At 65.3% G+C, this 22500-nt stretch carries 19 protein-coding genes; 6 read left to right on the top strand and 13 right to left on the bottom strand.

Features of this window, described 5'->3' with window-relative positions; all coding sequences use genetic code 11:
* The first annotated feature begins 8 nt into the window (after positions 1 to 8).
* The 4 genes from ACYCAX_RS01105 to ACYCAX_RS01090 are packed head-to-tail and all read left to right on the top strand — an operon-like array spanning position 9 to position 2627.
* A complete protein-coding gene (locus tag ACYCAX_RS01105; RefSeq protein WP_015477495.1) occupies positions 9 to 317 on the top strand; it encodes a PepSY domain-containing protein in 309 nt (102 codons plus the stop codon).
* Positions 317 to 631 (top strand): PepSY domain-containing protein, encoded by a 315-nt coding sequence (locus ACYCAX_RS01100; RefSeq protein WP_015477494.1) that lies wholly within the window; start codon positions 317 to 319, stop codon positions 629 to 631. Before ACYCAX_RS01105 ends, ACYCAX_RS01100 begins: the two co-directional genes overlap by 1 nt.
* The gene (locus ACYCAX_RS01095; protein WP_015477493.1) at positions 631 to 1311 is read left to right on the top strand and encodes a response regulator transcription factor; all 681 of its coding nucleotides are present in this window, start codon (positions 631 to 633) and stop codon (positions 1309 to 1311) included. The genes ACYCAX_RS01100 and ACYCAX_RS01095 overlap by 1 nt, the downstream gene beginning before the upstream one ends.
* Positions 1308 to 2627 (top strand): ATP-binding protein, encoded by a 1320-nt coding sequence (locus ACYCAX_RS01090; RefSeq protein ID WP_460247256.1) that lies wholly within the window; start codon positions 1308 to 1310, stop codon positions 2625 to 2627. Before ACYCAX_RS01095 ends, ACYCAX_RS01090 begins: the two co-directional genes overlap by 4 nt.
* 224 nt (positions 2628 to 2851) lie before the next feature.
* Here the strand turns inward: ACYCAX_RS01090 and ACYCAX_RS01085 are convergent, their stop codons facing one another.
* The gene (locus ACYCAX_RS01085; protein WP_460247255.1) at positions 2852 to 4996 is read right to left on the bottom strand and encodes a methyl-accepting chemotaxis protein; all 2145 of its coding nucleotides are present in this window, start codon (positions 4994 to 4996) and stop codon (positions 2852 to 2854) included.
* A gap of 301 nt (positions 4997 to 5297) precedes the next feature.
* Between ACYCAX_RS01085 and ACYCAX_RS01080 the strand changes: the two genes are divergently transcribed.
* Together ACYCAX_RS01080 and ACYCAX_RS01075 are read left to right on the top strand one after the other, a co-directional pair.
* Positions 5298 to 6617 (top strand): Na+/H+ antiporter family protein, encoded by a 1320-nt coding sequence (locus ACYCAX_RS01080; protein ID WP_015477490.1) that lies wholly within the window; start codon positions 5298 to 5300, stop codon positions 6615 to 6617.
* An 85-nt stretch (positions 6618 to 6702) separates the two neighbouring features.
* Positions 6703 to 7767 (top strand): AI-2E family transporter, encoded by a 1065-nt coding sequence (locus ACYCAX_RS01075; RefSeq protein ID WP_015477489.1) that lies wholly within the window; start codon positions 6703 to 6705, stop codon positions 7765 to 7767.
* Positions 7768 to 8025: 258 nt separating this feature from the next.
* Here the strand turns inward: ACYCAX_RS01075 and nuoN are convergent, their stop codons facing one another.
* From nuoN to ACYCAX_RS01015, 12 genes are all read right to left on the bottom strand, one after another.
* A complete protein-coding gene (gene nuoN / locus ACYCAX_RS01070) occupies positions 8026 to 9489 on the bottom strand; it encodes an NADH-quinone oxidoreductase subunit NuoN (protein ID WP_015477488.1) in 1464 nt (487 codons plus the stop codon).
* Between the two features lie 7 nt (positions 9490 to 9496).
* Positions 9497 to 11026, bottom strand: a complete 1530-nt coding sequence (gene nuoM / locus ACYCAX_RS01065) for an NADH-quinone oxidoreductase subunit M (RefSeq protein WP_460247254.1) — start codon at positions 11024 to 11026, stop codon at positions 9497 to 9499.
* A gap of 27 nt (positions 11027 to 11053) precedes the next feature.
* The gene (gene nuoL / locus ACYCAX_RS01060) at positions 11054 to 12901 is read right to left on the bottom strand and encodes an NADH-quinone oxidoreductase subunit L (RefSeq protein ID WP_460247253.1); all 1848 of its coding nucleotides are present in this window, start codon (positions 12899 to 12901) and stop codon (positions 11054 to 11056) included.
* Positions 12898 to 13206: an NADH-quinone oxidoreductase subunit NuoK gene (gene nuoK / locus ACYCAX_RS01055; protein WP_015477485.1), complete on the bottom strand. Its 309-nt coding sequence runs from the start codon at positions 13204 to 13206 to the stop codon at positions 12898 to 12900. Before nuoK ends, nuoL begins: the two co-directional genes overlap by 4 nt.
* A gap of 4 nt (positions 13207 to 13210) precedes the next feature.
* Complete coding sequence (gene nuoJ / locus ACYCAX_RS01050) at positions 13211 to 13711, bottom strand: NADH-quinone oxidoreductase subunit J (RefSeq protein ID WP_015477484.1); 501 nt, start codon at positions 13709 to 13711, stop codon at positions 13211 to 13213.
* An 11-nt stretch (positions 13712 to 13722) separates the two neighbouring features.
* A complete protein-coding gene (gene nuoI / locus ACYCAX_RS01045; protein ID WP_015477483.1) occupies positions 13723 to 14271 on the bottom strand; it encodes an NADH-quinone oxidoreductase subunit NuoI in 549 nt (182 codons plus the stop codon).
* An 11-nt stretch (positions 14272 to 14282) separates the two neighbouring features.
* Complete coding sequence (gene nuoH, locus ACYCAX_RS01040; RefSeq protein ID WP_015477482.1) at positions 14283 to 15272, bottom strand: NADH-quinone oxidoreductase subunit NuoH; 990 nt, start codon at positions 15270 to 15272, stop codon at positions 14283 to 14285.
* A gap of 11 nt (positions 15273 to 15283) precedes the next feature.
* Positions 15284 to 17998 carry an NADH-quinone oxidoreductase subunit NuoG gene (gene nuoG, locus ACYCAX_RS01035; protein WP_460247252.1) on the bottom strand — a complete coding sequence of 905 codons (2715 nt, stop codon included), beginning with the start codon at positions 17996 to 17998 and terminating at the stop codon, positions 15284 to 15286.
* 129 nt (positions 17999 to 18127) lie between these two features.
* Positions 18128 to 19477, bottom strand: a complete 1350-nt coding sequence (nuoF, locus tag ACYCAX_RS01030) for an NADH-quinone oxidoreductase subunit NuoF (RefSeq protein ID WP_015477480.1) — start codon at positions 19475 to 19477, stop codon at positions 18128 to 18130.
* Entirely contained in the window at positions 19474 to 19974 is a 501-nt protein-coding gene (gene nuoE / locus ACYCAX_RS01025; protein ID WP_460247314.1) for an NADH-quinone oxidoreductase subunit NuoE, read from the bottom strand. Before nuoE ends, nuoF begins: the two co-directional genes overlap by 4 nt.
* A complete protein-coding gene (gene nuoC, locus ACYCAX_RS01020; protein WP_460247251.1) occupies positions 19971 to 21752 on the bottom strand; it encodes an NADH-quinone oxidoreductase subunit C/D in 1782 nt (593 codons plus the stop codon). The genes nuoE and nuoC overlap by 4 nt, the downstream gene beginning before the upstream one ends.
* A 60-nt stretch (positions 21753 to 21812) precedes the next feature.
* Positions 21813 to 22490: a NuoB/complex I 20 kDa subunit family protein gene (locus tag ACYCAX_RS01015; RefSeq protein ID WP_015477477.1), complete on the bottom strand. Its 678-nt coding sequence runs from the start codon at positions 22488 to 22490 to the stop codon at positions 21813 to 21815.
* Positions 22491 to 22500 lie beyond the last annotated feature (10 nt).

The following is a 22500-nucleotide window of genomic DNA, read 5'->3' as shown; positions in this document are numbered from 1 at the left end:
GTTTGCCCATGAAACCGCTGATCATCCTCACCGCCGCCACCGCGCTGCTGCTTGGCGCCGCCACGGCGATGGCCCACGACGTTGGACCGGACGAGGCGCTGCGTCTGCGCGATGCCGGCACCATCCGCGATTTCGAAGCGCTCAACCAGACCGCGCTGGGCAAGCATCCGGGCGGAACGGTGTACGATAGCGAGCTTGAGCTGGAACATGGCCGCTACCTCTACAAGGTCGATATCAAGGACGCCCAGGGCGTGAAATGGGATGTCGAACTCGATGCGGTGAGCGGTGCAGTCATCAAGGATCGCCAGGACGACTGATGAAGATCGATTTGCCGCGCGTGGCCCTGCTGGCCGTTGCGCTCGCCCTGTCGGCCGGCGCCGCGCAGGCCCATGACCTGAGCCAGGACGAGGCCCTGCGGCTGAGCCGTGAGGGCGTGATCCGCCCGTTCGAGGAAATCCTGCCCATCGCCCAGGCCCGCTATCCCGGTTCGAAGTTGCTGGAGGCGGAGCTGGAGAAGGAACACGACGCCTATGTCTACGAGGTGGAGTTGCTCACCGTCGATGGCGTGGTGCGCGAACTGGAACTGGATGCCCGCGACGGTCGCATCCTCAAGGATAAGGAAGACGACTGATGCGCCTGCTGCTGGTGGAAGACCACGTCCCCCTGGCCGATGAACTGCTGGCCGCCCTGACGCGCCAGGGCTATGCCGTCGACTGGCTGGCCGACGGCCGCGATGCCGCCGTGCAGGGCGCCAGCGAGCCCTATGACCTGATCGTTCTCGACCTCGGCCTGCCGGGGCGTCCAGGACTGGATGTGCTGCGCGAATGGCGCGGCATGGGGCTGGCAACGCCAGTGCTGATCCTCACCGCGCGCGGTTCCTGGGCCGAGCGCATCGACGGCTTGAAGGCTGGCGCCGACGACTACCTCACCAAGCCATTCCATCCCGAAGAGCTACTGCTGCGCATCCAGGCGCTGCTGCGCCGTGCCCGTGGCCTGGCCAACCAGAGCCAGCTGGAGGTGGCGGGGCTGAGCCTGGACGAGGCGCGGCAGTGCGTGCAGCAGGGCGGCAAGGACGTCGATCTGACTTCCGCCGAGTTCCGCCTGCTGCGCTACTTCATGCTGCATCCCGGGCAGTTGCTGTCGAAGTCCCACCTCGCGGAGCACCTCTATGACGGCGAGACGGAGCGCGACTCCAACGTCATCGAGGTGCATATCAACCACCTGCGCCGCAAGCTGGGCCGCGAGATCATCGAGACCCGCCGTGGGCAGGGATACCGCTTCACCGGCAATGCCGGCGGAGCCGCCCGTTGATGTCGATCCAGCGCCGGCTCGGCCTCGGGCTCGGCGTGGTGCTGGTGGTGATCGGCCTGGCGCTGGCGCAGACCGGGCTCTGGCTGTTCGACCAGGGGTTGCGCCGCTATCTCGCCAACGGCCTGCAGGACGAGGCGGAAAGCCTGCTGGTGGGCATCATGCGCGGCCCGGCCGGGCTGCAACTGGACAGCCAGCGGGTGGATGCCGTCTACGAGCGGCTGTTCTCCGGACGCTATTTCGTCATCCGCTTCGATGACGTCACCTGGCGCTCCCGTTCCCTGTGGGACCGCGAGCTGGATCTGCCGTCGCACAAGGGCCTGGCCCGTGACCTGGAAAAGGGCCCGGAGGGGCAGCGCCTGCTGGTCTATCGCGGCGACTACAAGCGCTATGGCAAGAAACTGAGGATTGTCGTGGCGCAGGATTACACGCCGATCCTCAAGAGCTTCAATCGCCTGCGCAACATCGGCCTGGGCGCCGGCGGGGTGGCGTTGCTGCTGATCCTGGTCTTCCAGGGCTTCGCCGTGCGTCGTGCGCTACGTCCGCTGGAACGGGTGCGCCAGCAGATCGCGCAGTTGCAGGAGGGGCGGCGCAGCCAGTTGGACCGCCAGGTACCGCAGGAGCTGGAACCGCTGGTGGATCAGGTCAACCACCTGTTGCAGCACACCGAGGATACCCTGCGCCGCTCGCGCAACGCGCTGGGTAACCTCGGCCATGCCTTGAAAACGCCGTTGGCGGTCCTGATCAGCCTTGCCGATCGCGCCGAGCTGCATGAGCACCCGGAGTTGCGCCGTGTGCTGCAGGATCAGTTGGAGCAGATCGAGCAGCGCCTGGCCCGCGAGCTGGGGCGGGCGCGTCTGGTGGGAGAAGCGCTGCCCGGCGCGCATTTCGACTGCGATGCCGAACTGCCCAGCCTGTGCGAGATGCTGCGGCTGATTCATGGCGAGCACCTGCGGATCGACTGGAACGCGACGCCCGGCCTGCGGCTGCCGTTCGACCGTGAGGACCTGCTGGAGATGCTGGGCAACCTGCTGGACAACGCCTGCAAGTGGGCGGACGGCCAGGTGCGGCTGACAGTGGAGAAGGGCGCCGATCGCTATCTTCTGAGCGTGGATGATGATGGCCCTGGCATCGCCGAGGAGCAGCGTGACAGCGTACTGGAGCGTGGCACGCGGCTGGACGAGCAGGTTGCGGGGCATGGCCTGGGCTTGGGCATCGCGCGGGATATCGCGGCGGCGTGTGGCGGTGGCCTGAGGCTGGAGGCGAGCGAGTTGGGTGGATTGCGCGTGGTGATCGAGTTGCCGCGTCGGGTGGCGTGATTCCGGTTTTTGTAGGAGCGGACTCTGTCCGCGATGGGTGCCGTGCGGTTCGCGAGCAAGGACTGGGCGTCCCCCTCGGTCCTACGAAGAGCGCGCCGAGTTTCCCCTGTAGGAGCGAGCTTGCTCGCGAACCAGCCCGAACGTCGGCGTCGCCGTCTGAACCATGTCCCGGCTGCGCCGGGGTTTCGCGGAGAAGCTCCGCTCCTACGAAAGCGGCTCTGGCGTCAAACCCGGAACTGATCCATCAACCCCTGCTGATGGTTCGCCAACTGGTTCAGCGACTGGCTGACCTGCGCCGATTCCTGCGCCTGGCTGGACAGCGATTCGGTCACGTCGCGAATGCCCGCCACGTTGCGGTTGATCTCCTCGGCCACCGCGCTCTGTTCCTCGGCGGCGCTGGCGATCTGCAGGTTCATGTCGGTGATCACGCTGACCGCCTCGCCGATGCGCTGGAGCGCGGCCACGGCCTGCTCGACCTGCGAAACGCTGTCCTGCGCCTGGCGATGACTGTTGTTCATCGCGCCGACCACGTCGCGGGTGCCGCTCTGCAAGCCTTCGATCACCTGGCGGATTTCCTCCACCGAATCCTGGGTGCGCCGGGCGAGGTTGCGTACTTCGTCGGCGACCACCGCGAAACCACGCCCGGCTTCACCCGCGCGAGCCGCTTCGATGGCCGCATTGAGCGCCAGCAGGTTGGTCTGCTCGGCGATGCCACGGATCACGTCCAGCACCGAGCCGATCTGCTCGCTGCTCGCCGCCAACCCTTCGACCTGATTCATGGCGCTGCTCATGTCGCTGGCCAGTTCGTCGATCATGCGCGTGGTGTTGTCGATCACGCTGAGGCCATCGCGGGTCGCGCCATCGGCGCCACGGGCGGCCTCGGCGGCCATCGCCGCGCTGTTGGCGACGTCATGGGCGGTGGCGCTCATCTCTTGCGAGGCGGTGGCGACCTGGTCGACTTCGCGGAACTGCTGCTGCATGCCGGCGCTGGTCTGGCTGGCGATCTCCGAGGATTGGTCGGCGGTGGCGCGGGCGTCCTGCACGGAGGATTTCACGTCGCGGATGATCGGTTGCAGCTTGTCGAGGAAGCGGTTGAACCAGCCGGCCAGCTCGCCCAGTTCATCCCTGCCCGAATAGTTCAGGCGCGTGGTCAGGTCGCCTTCGCCGCTGGCGATATTGCGCAGCATGGCGGCGACGTCGAGGATCGGCCGGGTCACGCCACGGGCGGTGAGCCACATGGCGAACAGGCCGATGAGCACCGCGATCAGGCCGAAGCCGAGCTGGGAGAGGGTGCCCTGCGTGCGCTGCTCGTCGAGCTGCTGTTGCAGGGCGATGGCCGGGCCGAGCAGGGTCTGCTGCGGCACTTCGAGCAGGACACCCCAGGGCTTGGAGCCGGGAATCGGTTGCAGCGGCTCGATGACCCGCAACTGATCGTCCTGGCGTAGCACCTGCTTGCGGTTGGCGGCGATGGACTGCAGCAGCTGCGCCCCTTGCTCCGGATAGATCTCCTGCAATTTCTTGCCCAGCCGGCTGGCGTCGGCGCTGTGTCCGGCGAGCAGGCCGGCGGCGCTGACAATGCTGACCTTGCCCTGGCCGTCGTACAGTTCCTGGCTACCCTGGCGGCTGATCTCCTGCAGCTTGTCCAGGCCGATGTCCAGACCCATCACGCCGACGATCCTGCCGTCCAGCTCCAGGGGGAAGGCGATGCTGGTCATCAGTACCTGGCGGTCGCCGACCTCGTCGAAATAGGGATCGAGCACGCAGGCTTGGCCACTGGTCTTGGGGCAGGTGAACCACGCGTTGTAGGCCGCGCCGCTTGGGCCGGGGGTGGTGTCGGCGAGCATGTCTTCGTTCATCGACTCGGATTCGAGCTTGCCTGGCGTGGACTGTGACCAGTAAAGCGAGAAGCGTCCGGCGTCGTTGCTGCCCAGCTCGGCCTGGCCGGCGAACAGCGTGTCCTTGCCGTCCAGGGCGTTGGGTTCGAAGGTGACGTAGAGCCCGAGCAGTTCGGGGTTGCCTTCCAGGGCGGTTTTTACCTGGCGGGTGAGGTCTTCGCGCAGGTCGTAGGCGTCGAGGAAGCGCTTTTGCGCCTGGTCGCGCAGGAACAGCACTTGCCGGGAGAAGCCTTTGCCGTACTGGTAGGCGTCCATGATGTAGCGCTGGATGCGCATGGCCTGGACTTCGCCGCGCGATTGCAGGCGTGCCTGGGCGGCTTCGTCGAGCATGCGGGTGCTGGATTCCTTGACCAGCGCGGTGCTGTACTGGGTGCGGAACACGGAAAGGCCGGACAACAGCGATACCACGCCAAGCAGGCAGAGACCGGCGAGCAGCGTGATCTTCCATTGGATGGAAAGGCGGCGGAGAAGCATGGTTATGTCCTTGAGCAGGAAACCTTGGGGCTACCGGGTTATCGGCATTTTCGGCCCCGTCTTGATCGATAACAGGATGAAACGCCAGAAAACAGGCGATTCTGGTGTGCCCAGTCGAAGGGCAGCGGTTTTTCAGCAAAAAGCGTGCTCAGCAAGGCGAAAATCCTGTCGGGAATGCGTCGTTCGTGGCATGAAAGACCTTGATTCGACTGGCTTTTTGACAGGCCGGATGGGGTTCGGCAGAGTACGCGCCTTTTGCCCGCCCTGAGACGGGCGGACTTGGCTGTGGAGGAGTGATGAGATGAATGCGGTGCTGATCGCCGTTGGCTTGATGCTGGTGCTGAGCCTGTGCCGCGTGCATGTGGTGGTGGCGCTGATCGCCGGCGCGGTAGCGGGCGGGTTGCTCGGTGGCCTGGGCATGGAGGGGACGCTCAAGGCGTTCAACGCCGGCCTGGGTGGTGGCGCGACGGTAGCGCTGTCCTACGCGATGCTGGGGGCATTCGCGGTGGCCATCGCGCGCTCCGGCATGGCCCATGCGCTCGCCGACCGCGTGCTGGCGCTGCTTGGGCGGCACGAAGACACGGCTCCCGCCGGCTTCAAATGGTTGCTGATCGGACTTCTGCTGCTGGTGGCGATCTCCTCGCAGAACCTGCTGCCGATCCACATCGCCTTCATTCCGCTGCTGGTGCCGCCGCTGCTCTACGTGCTGACTCGCCTGCAGATCGACCGCCGGCTGATCGCCTGCGTGATCACCTTCGGCCTGATCACGCCCTACATGTTCCTGCCGGTGGGGTTCGGCAACATCTTCCTCAACGAGATCCTGCTGGCCAACGTCGCGCGCAGCGGTGTGGATGTCAGTGGCGTGGACGTCAGCCGGGCCATGCTCATCCCGGCGCTGGGCATGGTTTGCGGCCTGCTGATCGCGGTGCTGTTCAGTTACCGGCGCCCGCGCGGCTATGACCTGGAGCGCATCGAGCAGGCCGAGCGGGTGGGCACGCCCTACAGCCCGATGAGCCTGGCGGTGGCCGGGGTGGCGGTGGTGGCGGCATTCGTCATCCAGCTGTGGCTGGACTCGATGATCCTCGGCGCGCTGGTGGGTTTCCTGGTGTTTTCCCTGTCCGGCGTGGTGCGCTGGAAAGAGGCGGACGACCTGTTCACCGAGGGCATGAAAATGATGGCGATGATCGGTTTCATCATGATCGCCGCCGCCGGTTTCGCCGAGGTGATGAAGGCGAGCGGGCAGGTCTCCACCCTGGTGGAAGCAGCGGCCGCCTGGATCGGCCATAGCAAGGCCTGGGGTGCGTTCCTCATGCTGCTGGTGGGGCTGCTGGTGACGATGGGGATCGGTTCGTCCTTCTCCACGGTGCCGATCATCGCGGCCATCTTCGTCCCGCTGGCGGTGCAACTGGGCTTCAGCCCGCTGGCCATCGTCAGTATCGTCGGCACGGCCGGCGCCCTGGGGGATGCGGGATCGCCAGCGTCGGACTCCACCCTGGGGCCCACCTCCGGCCTCAACGTGGACGGGCAGCACAATCACATCTGGGACACCGTAGTGCCGACCTTCCTGCACTACAACCTGCCGCTGCTGGCCTTCGGCTGGGTAGCGGCGATGGTGCTGTAAGAGCGGCGGCGCACCGCAGAAAGTTGCACTCGGCAGGCCAACTGCTGACTAATGAGCAGGTTGCCCCCTTCCTCCGGACCTGCTCATGCTCGAATCTAAACTGGAATACCGGACGTTCCTGCTTCTCCTGGCGGTGGTCACCATCGCCTTCGCCTGGCTGCTGTTGCCGTTCTATGGCGCGGTGTTCTGGGGCACCATCCTGGCGATCATCTTCGCCCCGCTGCAGCGCCGCCTGCGGGTGCGCCTGCATGGGCGCAACAACCTCGCGGCGCTGATCTCGCTGACGATCTGCCTGCTGATCGTGATCCTGCCGATGACCTTCATCGCCGGTGCGCTGGTGCAGGAGGGCGCCACTGTGTACCAGCGCCTGAAGTCGGGCGAACTGAACTTCGTCACCTATTTCCAGCAGGTCATGGCCGCGCTGCCGGATTGGGTGCACCCGTGGTTGGAGCGTTTCGACCTGACGGACCTTTCCAGCCTGCAGGAGAAGCTGTCCGCGGGAGCGATGCAGGCGAGTCAACTGGTCGCCACCAAGGCTTTCAGCATCGGCCAGAACACCTTCGAATTCGTCATCAGCTTCGGCATCATGCTCTACCTGCTGTTCTTCCTCCTGCGCGACGGCCCGGCGCTGGGGCGCCGCATCAAGCAGGCGGTGCCGCTGAGCGGTGAACACAAGCAGCACCTGTTCACCAAGTTCACCACGGTCATTCGCGCCACGGTGAAGGGCAACATCGCCGTGGCCGCGACCCAGGGTGCGCTGGGCGGGCTGATCTTCTGGTTCCTCGGTATTCAGGGCTCGCTGCTGTGGGGCACGCTGATGGCGTTCCTCTCGCTGTTGCCAGCCATCGGTGCGGGGCTGATCTGGGTGCCGGTGGCCGCCTACTTCCTGCTCACCGGGGCAATCTGGCAGGGAGTGGTGCTGACGCTGTTCTGCGTGCTGGTGATCGGCCTGGTGGACAACATCCTGCGCCCGATCCTGGTGGGCAAGGACACCAAGATGCCGGACTACGTGGTGCTGATTTCCACCCTTGGCGGCATGTCGCTGTTCGGCCTCAACGGCTTCGTCATCGGTCCGCTGATCGCGGCGCTGTTCATCGCGTCGTGGGATCTGTTCACTGGGCGCGAATTGAATGAGTCGAAGGCTGAGTAGGGGAGTGCATGGGGCGTATGACCGTTCGCGATTATACGCCCTTCGTTCCCGTATCTGTTCAAGTAGAGTCGTGGAGGAGGCGTAGGTTCTTGTAGGAGCGAGCTTGCTCGCGAACCGCATAACGCCGTGCGTTCCTGAAATACCGTTCGCGAGCAAGGACTGGGCGTCCCCCTCGGTCCTACGAAAAGCGGTCTGCGGCCGAGTGAGTCGCGCCCAATAAAAACCCCGCCGAAGCGGGGTTTTTATTACCTGTCGACCTCAGCCGGCGATGGCTACCAGGCCGCTGTGCTGGAGGATGTCCAGCAGCGGCTGCGGGTACACGCCGAGGAAGAAGGCGAGCAGGGCGATGGCCACCAGCATGATGCCGCCGGCGCGCTGGGCCCAGTCCAGGGGGGCGTCGTGGCGCTTCATGTTCGGTTCGACCAGGAACATGGTCACCATGACGCGCAGGTAGTAGTACAGGCCGATGGCGCTGCCCAGTACCAGAGCGCCGACCAGCCACCACAGGTGGGACTCGACGCCGGTGGCGACGATGTAGAACTTGCCGATGAAGCCGGCGGTCAGCGGGATGCCGGCCAGGGACAGCATCATCACGGTCATCACCGCGGTCAGCACCGGACGGCGCCAGAACAGGCCGCGGTACTCGAACAGGGCGTCGGCGTCGCGGCCGCTGTACGGAGTGGACATCAGGGTGACCACGCCGAAGGCGCCCAGGGTGGTGACCACGTAGGTGGTCAGGTAGACGCCGACCGCTTCCACGGCCAGGCCCTTGCTCGCCACCAGGGCGATCAGCAGGTAGCCGAAGTGGGCGATCGAGGAGTAGCCGAGCAGGCGCTTGATGTTGCTCTGGGTCAGCGCCAGCAGGTTACCGATCAGGATCGAGGCGATGGCGATGACCGCGATGGCGTCATGCAGCAGGCCGTTGTTCAGGGCCGCCGGAGCGATCTGGAACAGGCGCAGCAGCACGGCGAACACGGCGACCTTGCTGGTGGTTGCGAGGAATGCGGCCACCGGGGCCGGGGCGCCTTCGTAGACGTCCGGGGTCCACAGGTGGAACGGTGCCAGCGACAGCTTGAAGCCCAGACCGACCACCATCATGCCGACGCCGATGGACAGCAGCGGGCCGTGGCTGGTGCCCTCGGCCAGGGACGCGCCGATGGCCGAGAAGCCCAGGCTGCCGGATTCGGCGTAGAGCAGGGCCATGCCGAACAGCAGGAAGGCGGAGCCGGCGGCGGACAGTACGGTGTACTTGATGCCCGCTTCCAGGGTGCGCTTGTTGAAGAAGGCGTAGGCCACCATGCCGTAGACCGGCACCGACAGCAGTTCCAGGCCGATGAACAGGCCGGCCAGGTTCTGTGCGCTGACCAGCACCAGGCCGCCCGCGGTGGACAGCAGCAGGAGCAGGTAGAGCTCCTCGCGGTTGCCCGGGTAGCTCTCCATGTAGGCGTGGGCGAGCGTGGTGCAGGCCAGGGCGCCGATCAGGACCAGCGCCATGTAGAAGCAGGCGAAGTTGTCGATCACCATCAGCGGGGTGACTTCGATCGGGGTGACTTTCAGCACCGGCAGGATCGACAGCAGCGCCAGGTTCAGACCGATCACCGAGAGGGTGGCGGTCATCGAGTGGTTACGCTTCCAGGCCACGGCGAGCATCACCACCACCAGGGTGGCGCTGGTGATGAGCAGCGGCAGGAGCGCGATGAAGTGTTGGATCGTGAAGGTCATGTCGCGCTTACCGTGCTGCCAGGGTGGAGAGGGCGGCACCCAGCCATTGCTGGACGCCGTGCATGGTTGCCGCGGAGGTGTCGAGGACCGGCTGCGGGTAGACGCCGAGCACGATCAGCAGCACCGCCAGGCCGAGCACCATGAGCAGCTCGCGGGCGTTCAGGCCGGCGATGGCGGTGTCGGAGTTGGCCGGGCCGAAGTACGCGCGGTGGATCATGATCAGCGAGTAGACCGAGCCGAACACCAGGCCGAAGGTGGCGATCACGGTGATCACCGGAACGACCTTGAAGCTGCCCAGCAGGATCAGGAACTCGCCGACGAAGTTGCCGGTGCCCGGCAGACCCAGCGACGCGATGGCGAAGAACAGCGCTACAGCCGGCAGGTACGGGATGCGCGACCACAGGCCACCCATCTTGCGCATGTCACGGGTGTGCAGGCGCTCGTACAGCTGGCCACAGAGGATGAACAGCGCGGCGGCGGAGAGGCCGTGGGCGATCATCTGGATCACCACGCCCTGCAGCGCCTGCGGGCTGCCGGAGTAGATGCCGATGATGACGAAGCCCATGTGCGATACGGAGGAGTAGGCCACCAGACGCTTGATGTCGGTCTGTGCGAACGACAGGAAGGCGCCGTAGAAGATGCCGATCAGACCCAGGGTCATGGCCACCGGGGCAAACTCGGCCGAGGCGTTGGGGAACAGCGGCAGGGCGAAGCGGATCAGACCGTAGGCGGCGGTCTTCAGCAGGATGCCGGCCAGGTCCACGGAACCGGCGGTCGGCGCCTGGGCGTGGGCGTCCGGCAGCCAGGAGTGCACCGGCACCACCGGCATCTTCACCGCGAAGGCGACGAAGAAGCCGAGCATCAGCAGCCACTCGGTGTGTTCCGGCATCTGGGTCTTCAGCAGGTCGGCGTAGTTGAAGGTCAGCACGCCGGTGCTGTTGTAGTGCACGAACACCAGGCCCAGGATCGCCACCAGCATCACCAGGCCGCTGGCCTGGGTGAAGATGAAGAACTTGGTGGCGGCGTAGATGCGGGTCTTCTTGCCGTCGTCCGAGCTATGACCCCAGAGCGCGATGAGGAAGTACATCGGCACCAGCATCATTTCCCAGAAGAAGAAGAACAGGAACAGGTCGACGGCCAGGAACACGCCGATCACACCGCCCAGGATCCACAGCAGGTTCAGGTGGAAGAAACCGATGCGGCGCTGGATCTCGTTCCAGGAGCAGAGCACGGACAGCACGCCGAGCAGACCGGTCAGGGCGACCATCAGCAGGGACAGGCCGTCCATCGCCAGGTGCACGCTGATACCGAAGCGCTCGATCCAGGCCAGCTTGAACTCGAGGGTCCATTGCGGCTCGCCACCCGGTGCGGGCGCCAGTTGGAAGTCGCCGGTGTGCCACACCCAAAGGCTCAGGGCGAGAGTCAGGGTCATCGACCCCAGCGCGACCCAGCGGGGCAGGGTCTTGCTGGTGGACTCGGCGATCCAGCAAAGGAAGCCGCCGATGAAGGGGATCAGGATTAGCCAGGGCAGAATCATGTCGGGCTCAATCTCATTCGTGAAGTTTTAAGCCAGCAGCAGCGCGCCGAGGAGCAGCGCGGCGCCGCCCACCAGGGAAGCGGCGTACCAACGCAGGCGGCCGTTCTCGGTGAGGCTGAGGAGTTTGTGACCACCACGGGCGGTGAGCGGGACCAGGACAAGCGACTTGTCGACCGGGTCCGCGGCCAGCAGGCGGCAGATCAGCAGGTAGGGTTTCACGAACAGCTTGTCGTACACCCAATCGAAGCCCCAGGCATGCAGCCACCAGGTGCCGAAGAAGCGGCCCGGCGCGCTCTGGGAGAGCGCGCTGACGAAGCGGCGCTTGCCGAGGAACAGCAGGCCTGCCAGCAGGATACCGGCGATGGCGATGGCGCCCGAGGCGATTTCCAGGCTGTGCTTGGCTTCACCACCGGCGTGACCGGCACTTTCCGGCAGGACACCGGCCAGCGGCGGGGTGATCAGCGCGCCGATGAAGGTGGACAGCACGATCAGCACTCCCAGCGGCAGCCAGTGGCTGATGCCGTGGCCGGCGTGCGCCTCGGTCTTCGCTTCGCCGTGGAAGGCGATGAAGATCAGGCGGAAGGTGTACAGCGAGGTCATGAACGCGCCGACCAGACCTGCGATCAGCAGGTTCTGGTGACCGCTGGCGAAGGCTTCCCAGAGGATCTCGTCCTTGGAGTAGAAGCCGGCGGTCAGGAAGGGCAGGGCGGCCAGGGCCGCGCCACCGACCACGAAGCTCGCGTAGGCCAGCGGCAGCTTCTTCCACAGACCACCCATCTTGAAGATGTTCTGCTCGTGGTGGCAGGCGACGATCACCGCACCCGAGGCAAGGAACAGCAGGGCCTTGAAGAAAGCGTGGGTCATCAGGTGGAAGATCGCCCCACCCCAGGCGCCAACACCCAGGGCCAGGAACATGTAGCCGATCTGGCTCATGGTCGAGTAGGCGAGGATGCGCTTGATGTCGGTCTGCACCAGGGCGGCGAAGCCGGCCAGGACCAGGGTCACGGCACCGACGATGCCGACCAGCTCGAGGACATTCGGAGCCAGCTCGAACAGGCCGTGGCAACGGGCGATCAGGTAGACGCCCGCGGTCACCATGGTGGCGGCGTGGATCAGCGCGGAGACCGGAGTCGGGCCGGCCATCGCGTCGGCCAGCCAGGTCTGCAGAGGCAGCTGGGCGGACTTGCCGACGGCGCCGCCGAGCAGCATCAGGGCTGCCAGGTTGATCCACAGGTCGCCCTTGGCGAAGTGCTGCGGAGCCAGGACCAGCAGTTCCTGGATGTTCAGCGTGCCCAGATGCTGGAACAGGATGAACATGCCGATGGCGAAGAACACGTCACCCACGCGGGTCACGATGAAGGCCTTCAGCGCCGCGTTGCCGTTGGGCACGTGGTTGAAGTAGAAGCCGATCAGCAGATAGGAGCACAGGCCCACGCCTTCCCAGCCGAAGTACACGAACAGCAGGTTATCGCCCAGCACCAGGAACAGCATGCTGGCGATGAACAGGTTGGTATAGGCGAAGAACCGCGAATAGCCGGCCTCGCCACGCATGTACCAGGAGGCGAACAGGTGGATCAGGAAGCCAACGCCGGTGACCACGCCGAGCATGGTGACCGACAGACCGTCCAGATACAGGGTGAAGTTGGTGTTGAAGTCGCCAACGCTCATCCATTGCCACAGCACCAGGCTGTAGGCGCCACCTTCGGGCGGGTTGCTGTGGAAGCTCCAGATCGCCCAGAAGGCGGAGAGGGCCGCGAGGCCCACGGAGCCGACACCGACCAGTGCCGAGAAGTTTTCCGACCATCTGCCGCGGGAGAAAGACAGCAGCAGGAAGCCGACCAGAGGGAACAGGAATGTAAGGGGCAGCAGGTTCATCCGCGCATCTCGCTTGCAGCGTCGATATCGAGGGTATGGAAGCGGCGATACAGCTGGAGCAGGATCGCCAGGCCGATGCTCGCCTCGGCCGCGGCCAGGCTGAGCACCAGGATGAACATCACCTGGCCGTCGGGCTGGGCCCAGCGGCTACCGGCGACCACGAAGGCCAGAGCGGCGGCGTTCATCATCACTTCCAGGCTCATCAGTACGAACAGGATGTTGCGTCGTACCATCAGGCCTGCCAGGCCGAAGCAGAACAGCACACCGGCGAGCGCCAGTCCGTGTTCGAGAGGGATTGTGTTCATGGTGTTATTCCTTCGCTTCGTGGCGGCCGAGGTGGTAGGCGGCGACCAGTGCCGCCAGCAGCAGCATCGAGGCCAGTTCGACGACCAGCAGGTAGGGGCCGAACAGGCTGATGCCCACGGCCTTGGCGTCCACGACGGTGTGGCCGATGCCGGCGCCGCTCGGGGTGCGCGAGAGCATCCACAGCAGCTCGACCATCAGCACCAGCGACAGCGCACCGGGGCCGACCCAGACGCCAGGCTTGAGCCACTTGCGTTCCTGCTCGGCAATCGCCGGGCCGAGGTTGAGCATCATCACCACGAAGACGAACAGCACCATGATCGCGCCGGCGTAGACGATGATCTCCAGGGCGCCGGCGAACGGGGCGCCGAGGCTGAAGAAGGTCATCGATACGGCGAGCAGCGAAACGATGAGGTAAAGCAGGGCATGCACCGGGTTGCTGTTGGTGATGACCCGGAAGGTTGCCAGCACGGCGACGCCGGCGGCGAAGTAGAAAGCGAATTCCACGCGACGTCTCCTTACGGCAGCAGGCTCTTGACGTTGATCGGTTCGGCCTCGTTCTGCGCGGCGCCCTTGGGCTTGCCGGCGATGGCCATGCCGGCAACGCGGTAGAAGTTGTAGTCCGGGTTCTTGCCGGGGCCGGAGATCAGCAGGTCTTCCTTCTCGTAGACCAGGTCCTGGCGCTTGAACTCGCCCATCTCGAAATCCGGGGTCAGCTGGATCGCGGTGGTCGGGCAGGCTTCTTCGCACAGGCCGCAGAAGATGCAGCGGGAGAAGTTGATGCGGAAGAACTCGGGGTACCAGCGACCGTCGTCGGTCTCGGCCTTCTGCAGGGAGATGCAGCCGACCGGACAGGCCACGGCGCACAGGTTGCACGCAACGCAGCGCTCCTCGCCATCGGGGTCGCGGGTGAGCACGATGCGGCCACGGTAGCGCGGCGGCAGGTACACGGGCTCTTCCGGGTACTGCAGGGTGTCACGCTTGCGGAAGGCGTGACCGAAGATCATCACCAGGCTGCGCAGCTGGGTGTAGGTGCCGTGCACCACGTCGAAAATGTACTTGATCATGGTCCTACTCCTTACTGGCTGGCCAGCACGACAGCGCCGGTCACCAGCAGGTTGATCAGGGTCAGCGGGAGGCAGAACTTCCAACTGAAGGCCATCACCTGGTCATAGCGCGGGCGTGGGATCGAGGCCCGCAGCAAAATGAACATCATGATGAAGAAGCCGGTTTTCAGGGCGAACCAGATGAACGGGATCTGCGGCAGGATGCCGAAGGGACCGTGCCAGCCGCCGAAGAACAGGGTTGCCAGCAGCGCGGACACCAGCACGATGCCGATGTACTCGCCGACGAAGAACATGCCCCATTTCATGCCGGCGTACTCGATGTGGTAACCGTCGGCCAGTTCCTGCTCGGCTTCGGGCTGGTCGAACGGGTGACGGTGAGTCACGGCGACGCCGGCGACGAAGAAGGTCATGAAACCGAAGAACTGCGGGATGATGAACCACATGTGCTCGGCCTGGTAATCGACGATGTCGCGCAGGCTGAACGAGCCGACCTGGGCCACGATGCCCATCAGCGACAGGGCCAGGAACACCTCGTAGGAGATGGTCTGGGCCGACGCGCGCAGGCTGCCGAGGAGGGCGAACTTGTTGTTGCTCGACCAGCCGGCGAACAGCACCGCGTACACGGTCAGGCCGGCCATGGCGAAGAAGAACAGGATGCCGATGTTCAGGTCCGCCACGCCCCAGGTCGGGGTGATCGGGATGACGACGAAGGCCACCAGCAGCGCACCCATGGCGATCATGGGGGCGAGGGTGAAGATCATCTTGTCGGCGAACGGCGGGGTCCAGTCTTCCTTGAAGAACATCTTCAGCATGTCGGCGCCGAGCTGGAAGGCCCCGAAGGGGCCGACCCGGTTCGGACCGTAGCGGTCCTGCCAGAGGCCGAGCAGACGACGCTCGACCCAGCTGAGCAGCGCGCCGCAGACAACCACGGCGAGCAGGATGACGATGGCCTTGATGACTTCGATGATGATGTCGACGACGGCGGGCGTCAGCCAGTTCATGCTCATCAAGCTCATTGGGCAGCCTCCTGCAGACCTTCAGCGACAGCGCCGATGACGCCGGCGGGAATGCCCTGCAGACCGATCGGCAGGGCGACCAGGCCGGCGCCGAGCTCTTCGCTGACGCGCAGCGGCAGGCGCAGTTCCTGACCCTTGACGGTCAGGCGGATGATCGCACCTTCGTTGACGCCCAGACGGTCAGCCTCGGACTTGGCCAGGGTGACGTAGGTCTGCGGGATGCGCTCCTGCACCGGTGCGGCCTTGGCGGAGTTCTCCTCGCTGCCGAACAGGTGATAGAAGGGCACCACCTTGAACTGGCTGGCGGCGGTGTGGAACGGCGCGGGGACCTCGCTGAACCACAGGGCCTGACCCTTGGCTTCGATCAGGCGCACGCCCGGGTCGCCGGCGCGCAGGTGACCGCCGACTTCGTCCTGGAACTTGTTCCAGGCCTGCGGCGAGTTCCAGCCCGGGGACCAGGCGAACGGAATCTGCTGACGCGGTTCGGCGCTGCCGGCGTAGCCTTCCATGGTGAAGGCGAACGCGGAGTCGATGTCCTGCGGCTGACGCGGCTCGCTGACATTGATGTTGGCGCGCATGGCGGTACGCCCGGAGTAGCGGTGCGGCTCGCGCGCCAGCTTCAGACCCTTGATGCGGAACGCGGCGTTCGGCGCGGCGTCGCGGATGCCGGCCAGTTGCGGCTTGGCGGCGACGACGGCGTCGATCACGTGGTCCAGCTGGGTCCAGTCGACACGCTTGCCTTCGAGAGTGCTGTGCAGGGCGTGCAGCCAGCGCCAGCCTTCGCGAACCAGGTTGTCGGCGTTGTAGTAGGTCGGATCGTAGACCTGGAAGAAGCGCTGGGCGCGGCCTTCCTGGCTGACCAGGGTGCCATCGCCTTCGGCGAAGCTGGCGGCCGGCAGCAGGACGGTGGCCTTGGCGCTGGTAGCGGTCTGCTGGTGATCGGCGACGACGACGATCTTCGCGGCGGCCAGGGCAGCGTCGACGACGGCGGCGTCGGCGCGGCGGTACAGGTCGTTCTCCAGGATCACCACGGCATCGGCGGCGCCGGAGGTCAACTGCTCCAGGGCGGCTTCAACCGAGGCGCCACCGAACATGCTGAGGCCCAGGCTGTTGGCTTCCGGAACGACCAGGCTCAGGGAGCCGTTCTTCTCGCGGTTCTTCAGCGCACTGGCGATGTTGGCCGCGGCTTCGATCAGGGCGTTGCTGCCCAGCGAGGTACCGGAGATGACCAGCGGACGCTTGGCTTTGAGCAGGGCATCGGCGATGCGCTGGGCGAGGGCGGCGGCTTCGCCGTCGAGGCCGGCCACGGCCGGGGCGCTCGCATCGATGGCGTGGGCCACGGCGAAGCCCAGGCGGGCCAGGTCTTCGGTGGCGGCGTGCACGCACTCGGCGGCAACGTCGTCCAGGCGGGTTTCATCCAGGCTGGCGATGAACAGCGGGTTCATCTCGTGCTGGGCGATGGTCTTCACCGCGGCGTCGAGCCACGGCTGGATCTTCATCGCGGCGGCCATGTCCTCACCCTTGCCTTTGACCGACTGACGCAGGGCCAGGGCGATACGGGCGGCGGTCTGGGTCAGGTCTTCGCCGAGCACGAATACCGCGTCGTGCTCTTCGATGTCACGGAGGGTCGGCACCGGCAGCGGGCCGTCCTGCATGACTTTCAGGACGAGTTGCAGGCGTTGCAGCTCGTCGGCGGAAATGCCGCTGTAGAAGTTCTGCGCGCCGACCAGGGCGGACAGGGCGTAGTTGCTTTCCAGGCTGGCGCGCGGCGAACCGATGCCGATGACCTTGCGGCCCTTGAGCAGGGCGGCGGTCTGGTCCAGGGCGCCGTCCAGCGAGAGCTTCTGCTTGCTCAGCATCAGCTGCGGCTGGCGCGGGCGGTCTTCGCGATTGACGTAGCCGTAGCCGAAGCGGCCGCGGTCACAGAGGAAGTAGTGGTTGACCGAGCCGTTGTAGCGGTTCTCGATGCGGCGGATCTCGCCGTAGCGCTCACCGGGGCTGATGTTGCAGCCGCTGGAGCAGCCGTGGCAGATGCTCGGGGCGAACTGCATGTCCCACTTGCGGTTGTAGCGCTCGGAGTGGGTCTTGTCGGTGAACACGCCGGTCGGGCAGACCTCGGTCAGGTTGCCGGAAAATTCGCTCTCCAGCACACCGTCCTCGATACGGCCGAAGTAGACGTTGTCGTGCGCGCCATAGACGCCCAGGTCGGTGCCGCCGGCGTAGTCCTTGTAGTAACGGACGCAGCGGTAGCAGGCGATGCAGCGGTTCATTTCGTGGGCGATGAACGGGCCGAGCTCCTGGTTCTGGTGGGTGCGCTTGGTGAAGCGGTACCGGCGCTGGTTGTGGCCGGTCATCACCGTCATGTCCTGCAGGTGGCAGTGACCGCCTTCCTCGCAGACCGGGCAGTCGTGCGGGTGGTTGGTCATCAGCCATTCGACGACGCTGGCGCGGAACTGCTTGGCCTCTTCGTCTTCGATGGAAATCCAGGTGTTGTCGGTGGCGGGGGTCATGCAGGACATGACGAGGCGACCGCGTTTGTCGTTCTCGTCGGTGTATTGCTTGACCGCACACTGGCGGCAGGCGCCGACGCTACCGAGCGCCGGGTGCCAGCAGAAGTAGGGGATGTCGAGACCGAGGGAGAGGCAGGCCTGCAACAGGTTGTCCGCTCCGTCGACTTCTAACGTCTTGCCGTCTACGTGGATCGTGGCCATGGGTCTAAGTCTTCGTTGGCCCGTTGTCAGCGGGCGTGGCTAATAGAAATCACGGTTTCATCGGGCCTGCGGCACGCCGCGGCGCTACAACGAAACAACGCCGGACGCTTGCGCCCGGCGAACAAAGCATCAAGCGCCGACGGTCTGCGGTGCTTGTACGGCCTGAGCCTGGCGGGAAATGCCCGCTTCGAACTCGGGACGGAAATACTTCAGTGCGCTGCCCAGCGGCTCGACGGCACCCGGTGCGTGGGCACAGAAGGTCTTGCCTGGACCGAGGAAGTTGACGAGCTGCTCGAGGGTCTCCAGGTCGCCCTGGGCGCCTTCGCCTTTCTCCAGCGCACGCAGTACCTTCACGCTCCACGGCAGGCCGTCACGGCACGGCGTACACCAGCCGCAGGATTCGCGGGCGAAGAACTCTTCCATGTTGCGCAGCAGCGAAACCATGTTGACGCTGTCGTCCACCGCCATGGCGAGGCCGGTCCCCATACGGGTGCCGACCTTGGCGACGCCGCCGGCGTAGAACAGGGCATCCAGGTGCTCCGGCAGGAGGAAGCCGGTACCGGCGCCGCCCGGCTGCCAGGCCTTGAGTTTGTAGCCGTCGCGCATGCCGCCGGCGTAGTCCTCGAACAGCTCGCGGGCCGGAAGGCCGAAGGGCAGTTCCCAGATGCCGGGGTTCTTCACCTTGCCGGAGAAGCCCATGAGCTTGGTGCCCATGTCTTCGCTGCCCGGACGGGCGAGGCCCTTGTACCAGTCGACGCCGTGCTCGACGATCGCCGGCACGTTGCACAGGGTCTCGACGTTGTTCACGCAGGTGGGCTTGCCCCAGACGCCAACGGCGGCGGGGAAGGGCGGCTTGGAGCGCGGGTTGGCGCGGCGGCCTTCCAGCGAGTTGATCAGCGCGGTCTCTTCGCCACAGATGTAGCGACCGGCGCCGGTGTGCACGAACAGCTCGAAATCGAAACCGCTGCCGAGGATGTTCTTGCCCAACAGGCCTGCGGCCTTGGCTTCATCGATGGCGCGGTTCAGGTTGCGGGCGGCGTCGACGTACTCGCCGCGCAGGAAGATGTAGCCGCGGTAGGCCTTGAGGGCGCGCGCGGAGATCAGCATGCCTTCCACCAGCAGGTGCGGCAGCTGCTCCATGAGCATGCGGTCCTTCCAGGTGTTGGGCTCCATCTCGTCCGCGTTGCACAGCAGGTAGCGGATGTTGAGGGATTCGTCCTTGGGCATCAGGCCCCACTTCACGCCGGTGGGGAAGCCCGCCCCGCCGCGACCCTTGAGACCGGAGTCCTTGACGGTCTGGACGATGTCGTCGGCGGCCATCTGAGCCAGCGCCTTGCGCGCGGCGGCGTAGCCGTTCTTCGACTGGTATTCCTCCAGCCAGACCGGGGCGCCGTCGTCACGCAGGCGCCAGGTCAGCGGATGGGTTTCGGCCGCGCGCGCGGTGCGGTTGGGCGTACCGTAGGAGGTGAGGCGACTCATGCGTAGGCCTCCAGCAGTTTGGCGACGCCGTCGGGACGCAGGTCACCGAAGGTGTCGTCGTCGATCATCAGCGCTGGGGCGTTGTTGCAGTTGCCCAGGCAGCACACCGGCAGCAGGGTGAAGCGGCCGTCGGCAGTGGTCTGGCCGAGGCCGATGCCCAGTTGCTTCTGGATCTCGCCAACCACGGACTCGTGGCCGCCGATGTAGCAGACCATGCTGTCGCAGACGCGGATGATGTGGCGGCCGACCGGCTGGCGGAAGATCTGGCTATAGAAGGTCGCCACGCCTTCGACGTCGCTGTCCGGAATGCCGAGGATGTCGGCGATGGCGCCGATGGCGCCGTCCGGCACCCAGCCGCGCTGCTTCTGGACGATCTTCAGGGCTTCGATGGACGCCGCGCGGGAGTCCTCGTAGTGATGCATCTCGTGCTCGATGGCCGAGCGCTCGGTTTCGCTGAGTTCGAAACGATCAGTCTGGATAAGGGTACTCATGATCAGCGGTCCACGTCGGCCATAACGAAGTCGATACTGCCCAGATAGGCGATCAGGTCAGCGATCATGCTGCCGTTGATCACCGACGGAATCTGCTGCAGGTGCGCGAAGCTGGGCGTCCGGATGCGGGTCCGGTAGCTCATGGTGCTGCCATCGCTCGTCAGGTAGTAGCTGTTGATGCCCTTGGTCGCTTCCACCATCTGGAAGGCTTCGTTGGCCGGCATGACCGGGCCCCAGGAAACCTGCAGGAAGTGGGTGATCAGGGTTTCGATGTGCTGCAGCGTGCGCTCTTTGGGCGGCGGCGTGGTCAGCGGGTGGTCGGCCTTGTACGGGCCTTCGGGCATGTTCTTCAGGCACTGCTCGATGATGCGCAGGCTCTGGCGCATCTCACCCATCTTGACCATGCAGCGGTCGTAGGCGTCGCCGTTGTGGGCCAGCGGAACCTCGAACTCGAAGTTCTCGTAGCCGGAGTAGGGGCGTGCCTTGCGCAGGTCGAAATCGCAACCGGTAGCGCGCAGGCCGGCGCCGGTGGTACCCCACTCGAGCGCTTCCTTGGTGTTGTACTGGGCAACGCCGATGGTACGGCCACGCAGGATGCTGTTCTTCAGGGCGGCGGTTTCGTACTCGTCCAGGCGCTTGGGCATCCAGTCGAGGAACTCGCGGACCAGCTTGTCCCAGCCGCGCGGCAGGTCGTGGGCGACGCCGCCGATGCGGTACCAGGCCGGGTGCAGGCGGAAGCCGGTGATGGCCTCGACGACCTTGTAGGCGCGCTGGCGGTCGGTGAAGGTGAAGAACACCGGGGTCATCGCGCCCACGTCCTGGATGTAGGTACCCAGGTAGAGGAGGTGGTTCAGGATGCGGAAGAACTCCGACATCATGATGCGGATGACGTCGACGCGCTGCGGTACCTTGATGCCGGCGAGCTTCTCGACCGAGAGCACGTACGGCAGGTTGTTCATCACACCGCCGAGGTAGTCGATACGGTCGGTGTACGGAATGAAGCTGTGCCAGGACTGACGCTCGGCCATCTTCTCGGCGCCACGGTGGTGGTAGCCGATCTCCGGAACGCAGTCGAGGATCTCTTCACCGTCCAGCTGCAGGATGATGCGGAACGCACCGTGCGCGGACGGGTGGTTCGGGCCGAGGTTGAGGAACATGAAGTCCTCGTTCTCGCCGTGGCGCTTCATGCCCCAGTCTTCGGGCCTGAAGCGCAGGGCTTCCTGCTCGAGGTCCTGCTTGGCGGCGGACAGCGCGTAAGGGTCGAACTCGGTGGCGCGCGCCGGGTAGTCCTTGCGCAGCGGGTGACCTTCCCAGGTCGGCGGCATCAGCATGCGGGTCAGGTGCGGGTGACCGGTGAAGGTGATCCCGTACATGTCCCAGACCTCACGCTCGTACCAGTTGGCGTTCGGCCAGATACGGGTGGCGGTGGGCAGGTTGAGGTCGCCCTCGGACAAGGCCACCTTGATCATCACGTCACTATTACGCTCGAGCGACATCAGGTGGTAGAACACGCTGAAGTCGGCGCCCGGCAGGCCGCGACGGTGGGTGCGCAGGCGCTCGTCGACCCCGTGCAGGTCATAGAGCATGACGTACGGCTTGGGTACGTTGCGCAGGAAGGTGAGGACGTCGATCAGGCGCTCACGGGACACCCAGAGCACCGGCATGCCGGTGCGGGTGGCCTGGACGGTGAAGGTCTCGGCGCCAAAGCGGGAATTCAGTTCGACGACGATGTCTTGGTCGTCTGCCTTGTAAGGCGGGATGTACAGAGCGGAGTCTGCATTCATAGTCTTAAGTCACACTCGGTCAACGGTGGAGTGAATACGGGCCTCTCGTGGAGGGCCGGATCACACTTCGTCGGGGCTGCGCAGGTTGGTGACCGCAATGCGCTGTTCGCGCTTGAGATCCTTCTGGGCAGGCATGTCGGCACGATAGATGCCTTGATCGCCTACAACCCAGGACAACGGGCGACGCTCCTGGCCGATGGATTCCTGCAGCAGCATCAGGCCTTGCAGGAACGCCTCCGGACGGGGCGGGCAGCCGGGGATGTACACGTCCACGGGGAGGAACTTGTCGACCCCCTGAACGACCGAGTAGATGTCGTACATGCCGCCGGAGTTGGCGCACGAACCCATCGAGATCACCCACTTGGGTTCCAGCATCTGCTCGTACAGGCGCTGGATGACCGGAGCCATCTTGATGAAGCAGGTGCCGGCGATGACCATGAAGTCAGCCTGGCGCGGCGATGCACGGATCACTTCGGCGCCGAAACGGGCGATGTCGTGCGGCGCGGTGAACGCCGTGGTCATCTCCACGTAGCAGCAGGACAGACCGAAGTTGTACGGCCAAAGGGAGTTCTTGCGACCCCAGTTCACCGCACCGTTGAGAACATCCTCCAGTTTGCCCATGAAGATGTTCTTGTGGACCTGCCCTTCGATGAGCGGGTCTTCTACCGTTTCGCGCTGGCCGATCGGGTATTGATCATTGGGCGCATCCGGATCGATCCGGGTAAGTTTGTATTGCATCGCCAAAGCC

Source organism: Pseudomonas sp. MT3, from assembly GCF_054720805.1.
This window is presented reverse-complemented; position numbering and strand designations above follow the sequence as displayed.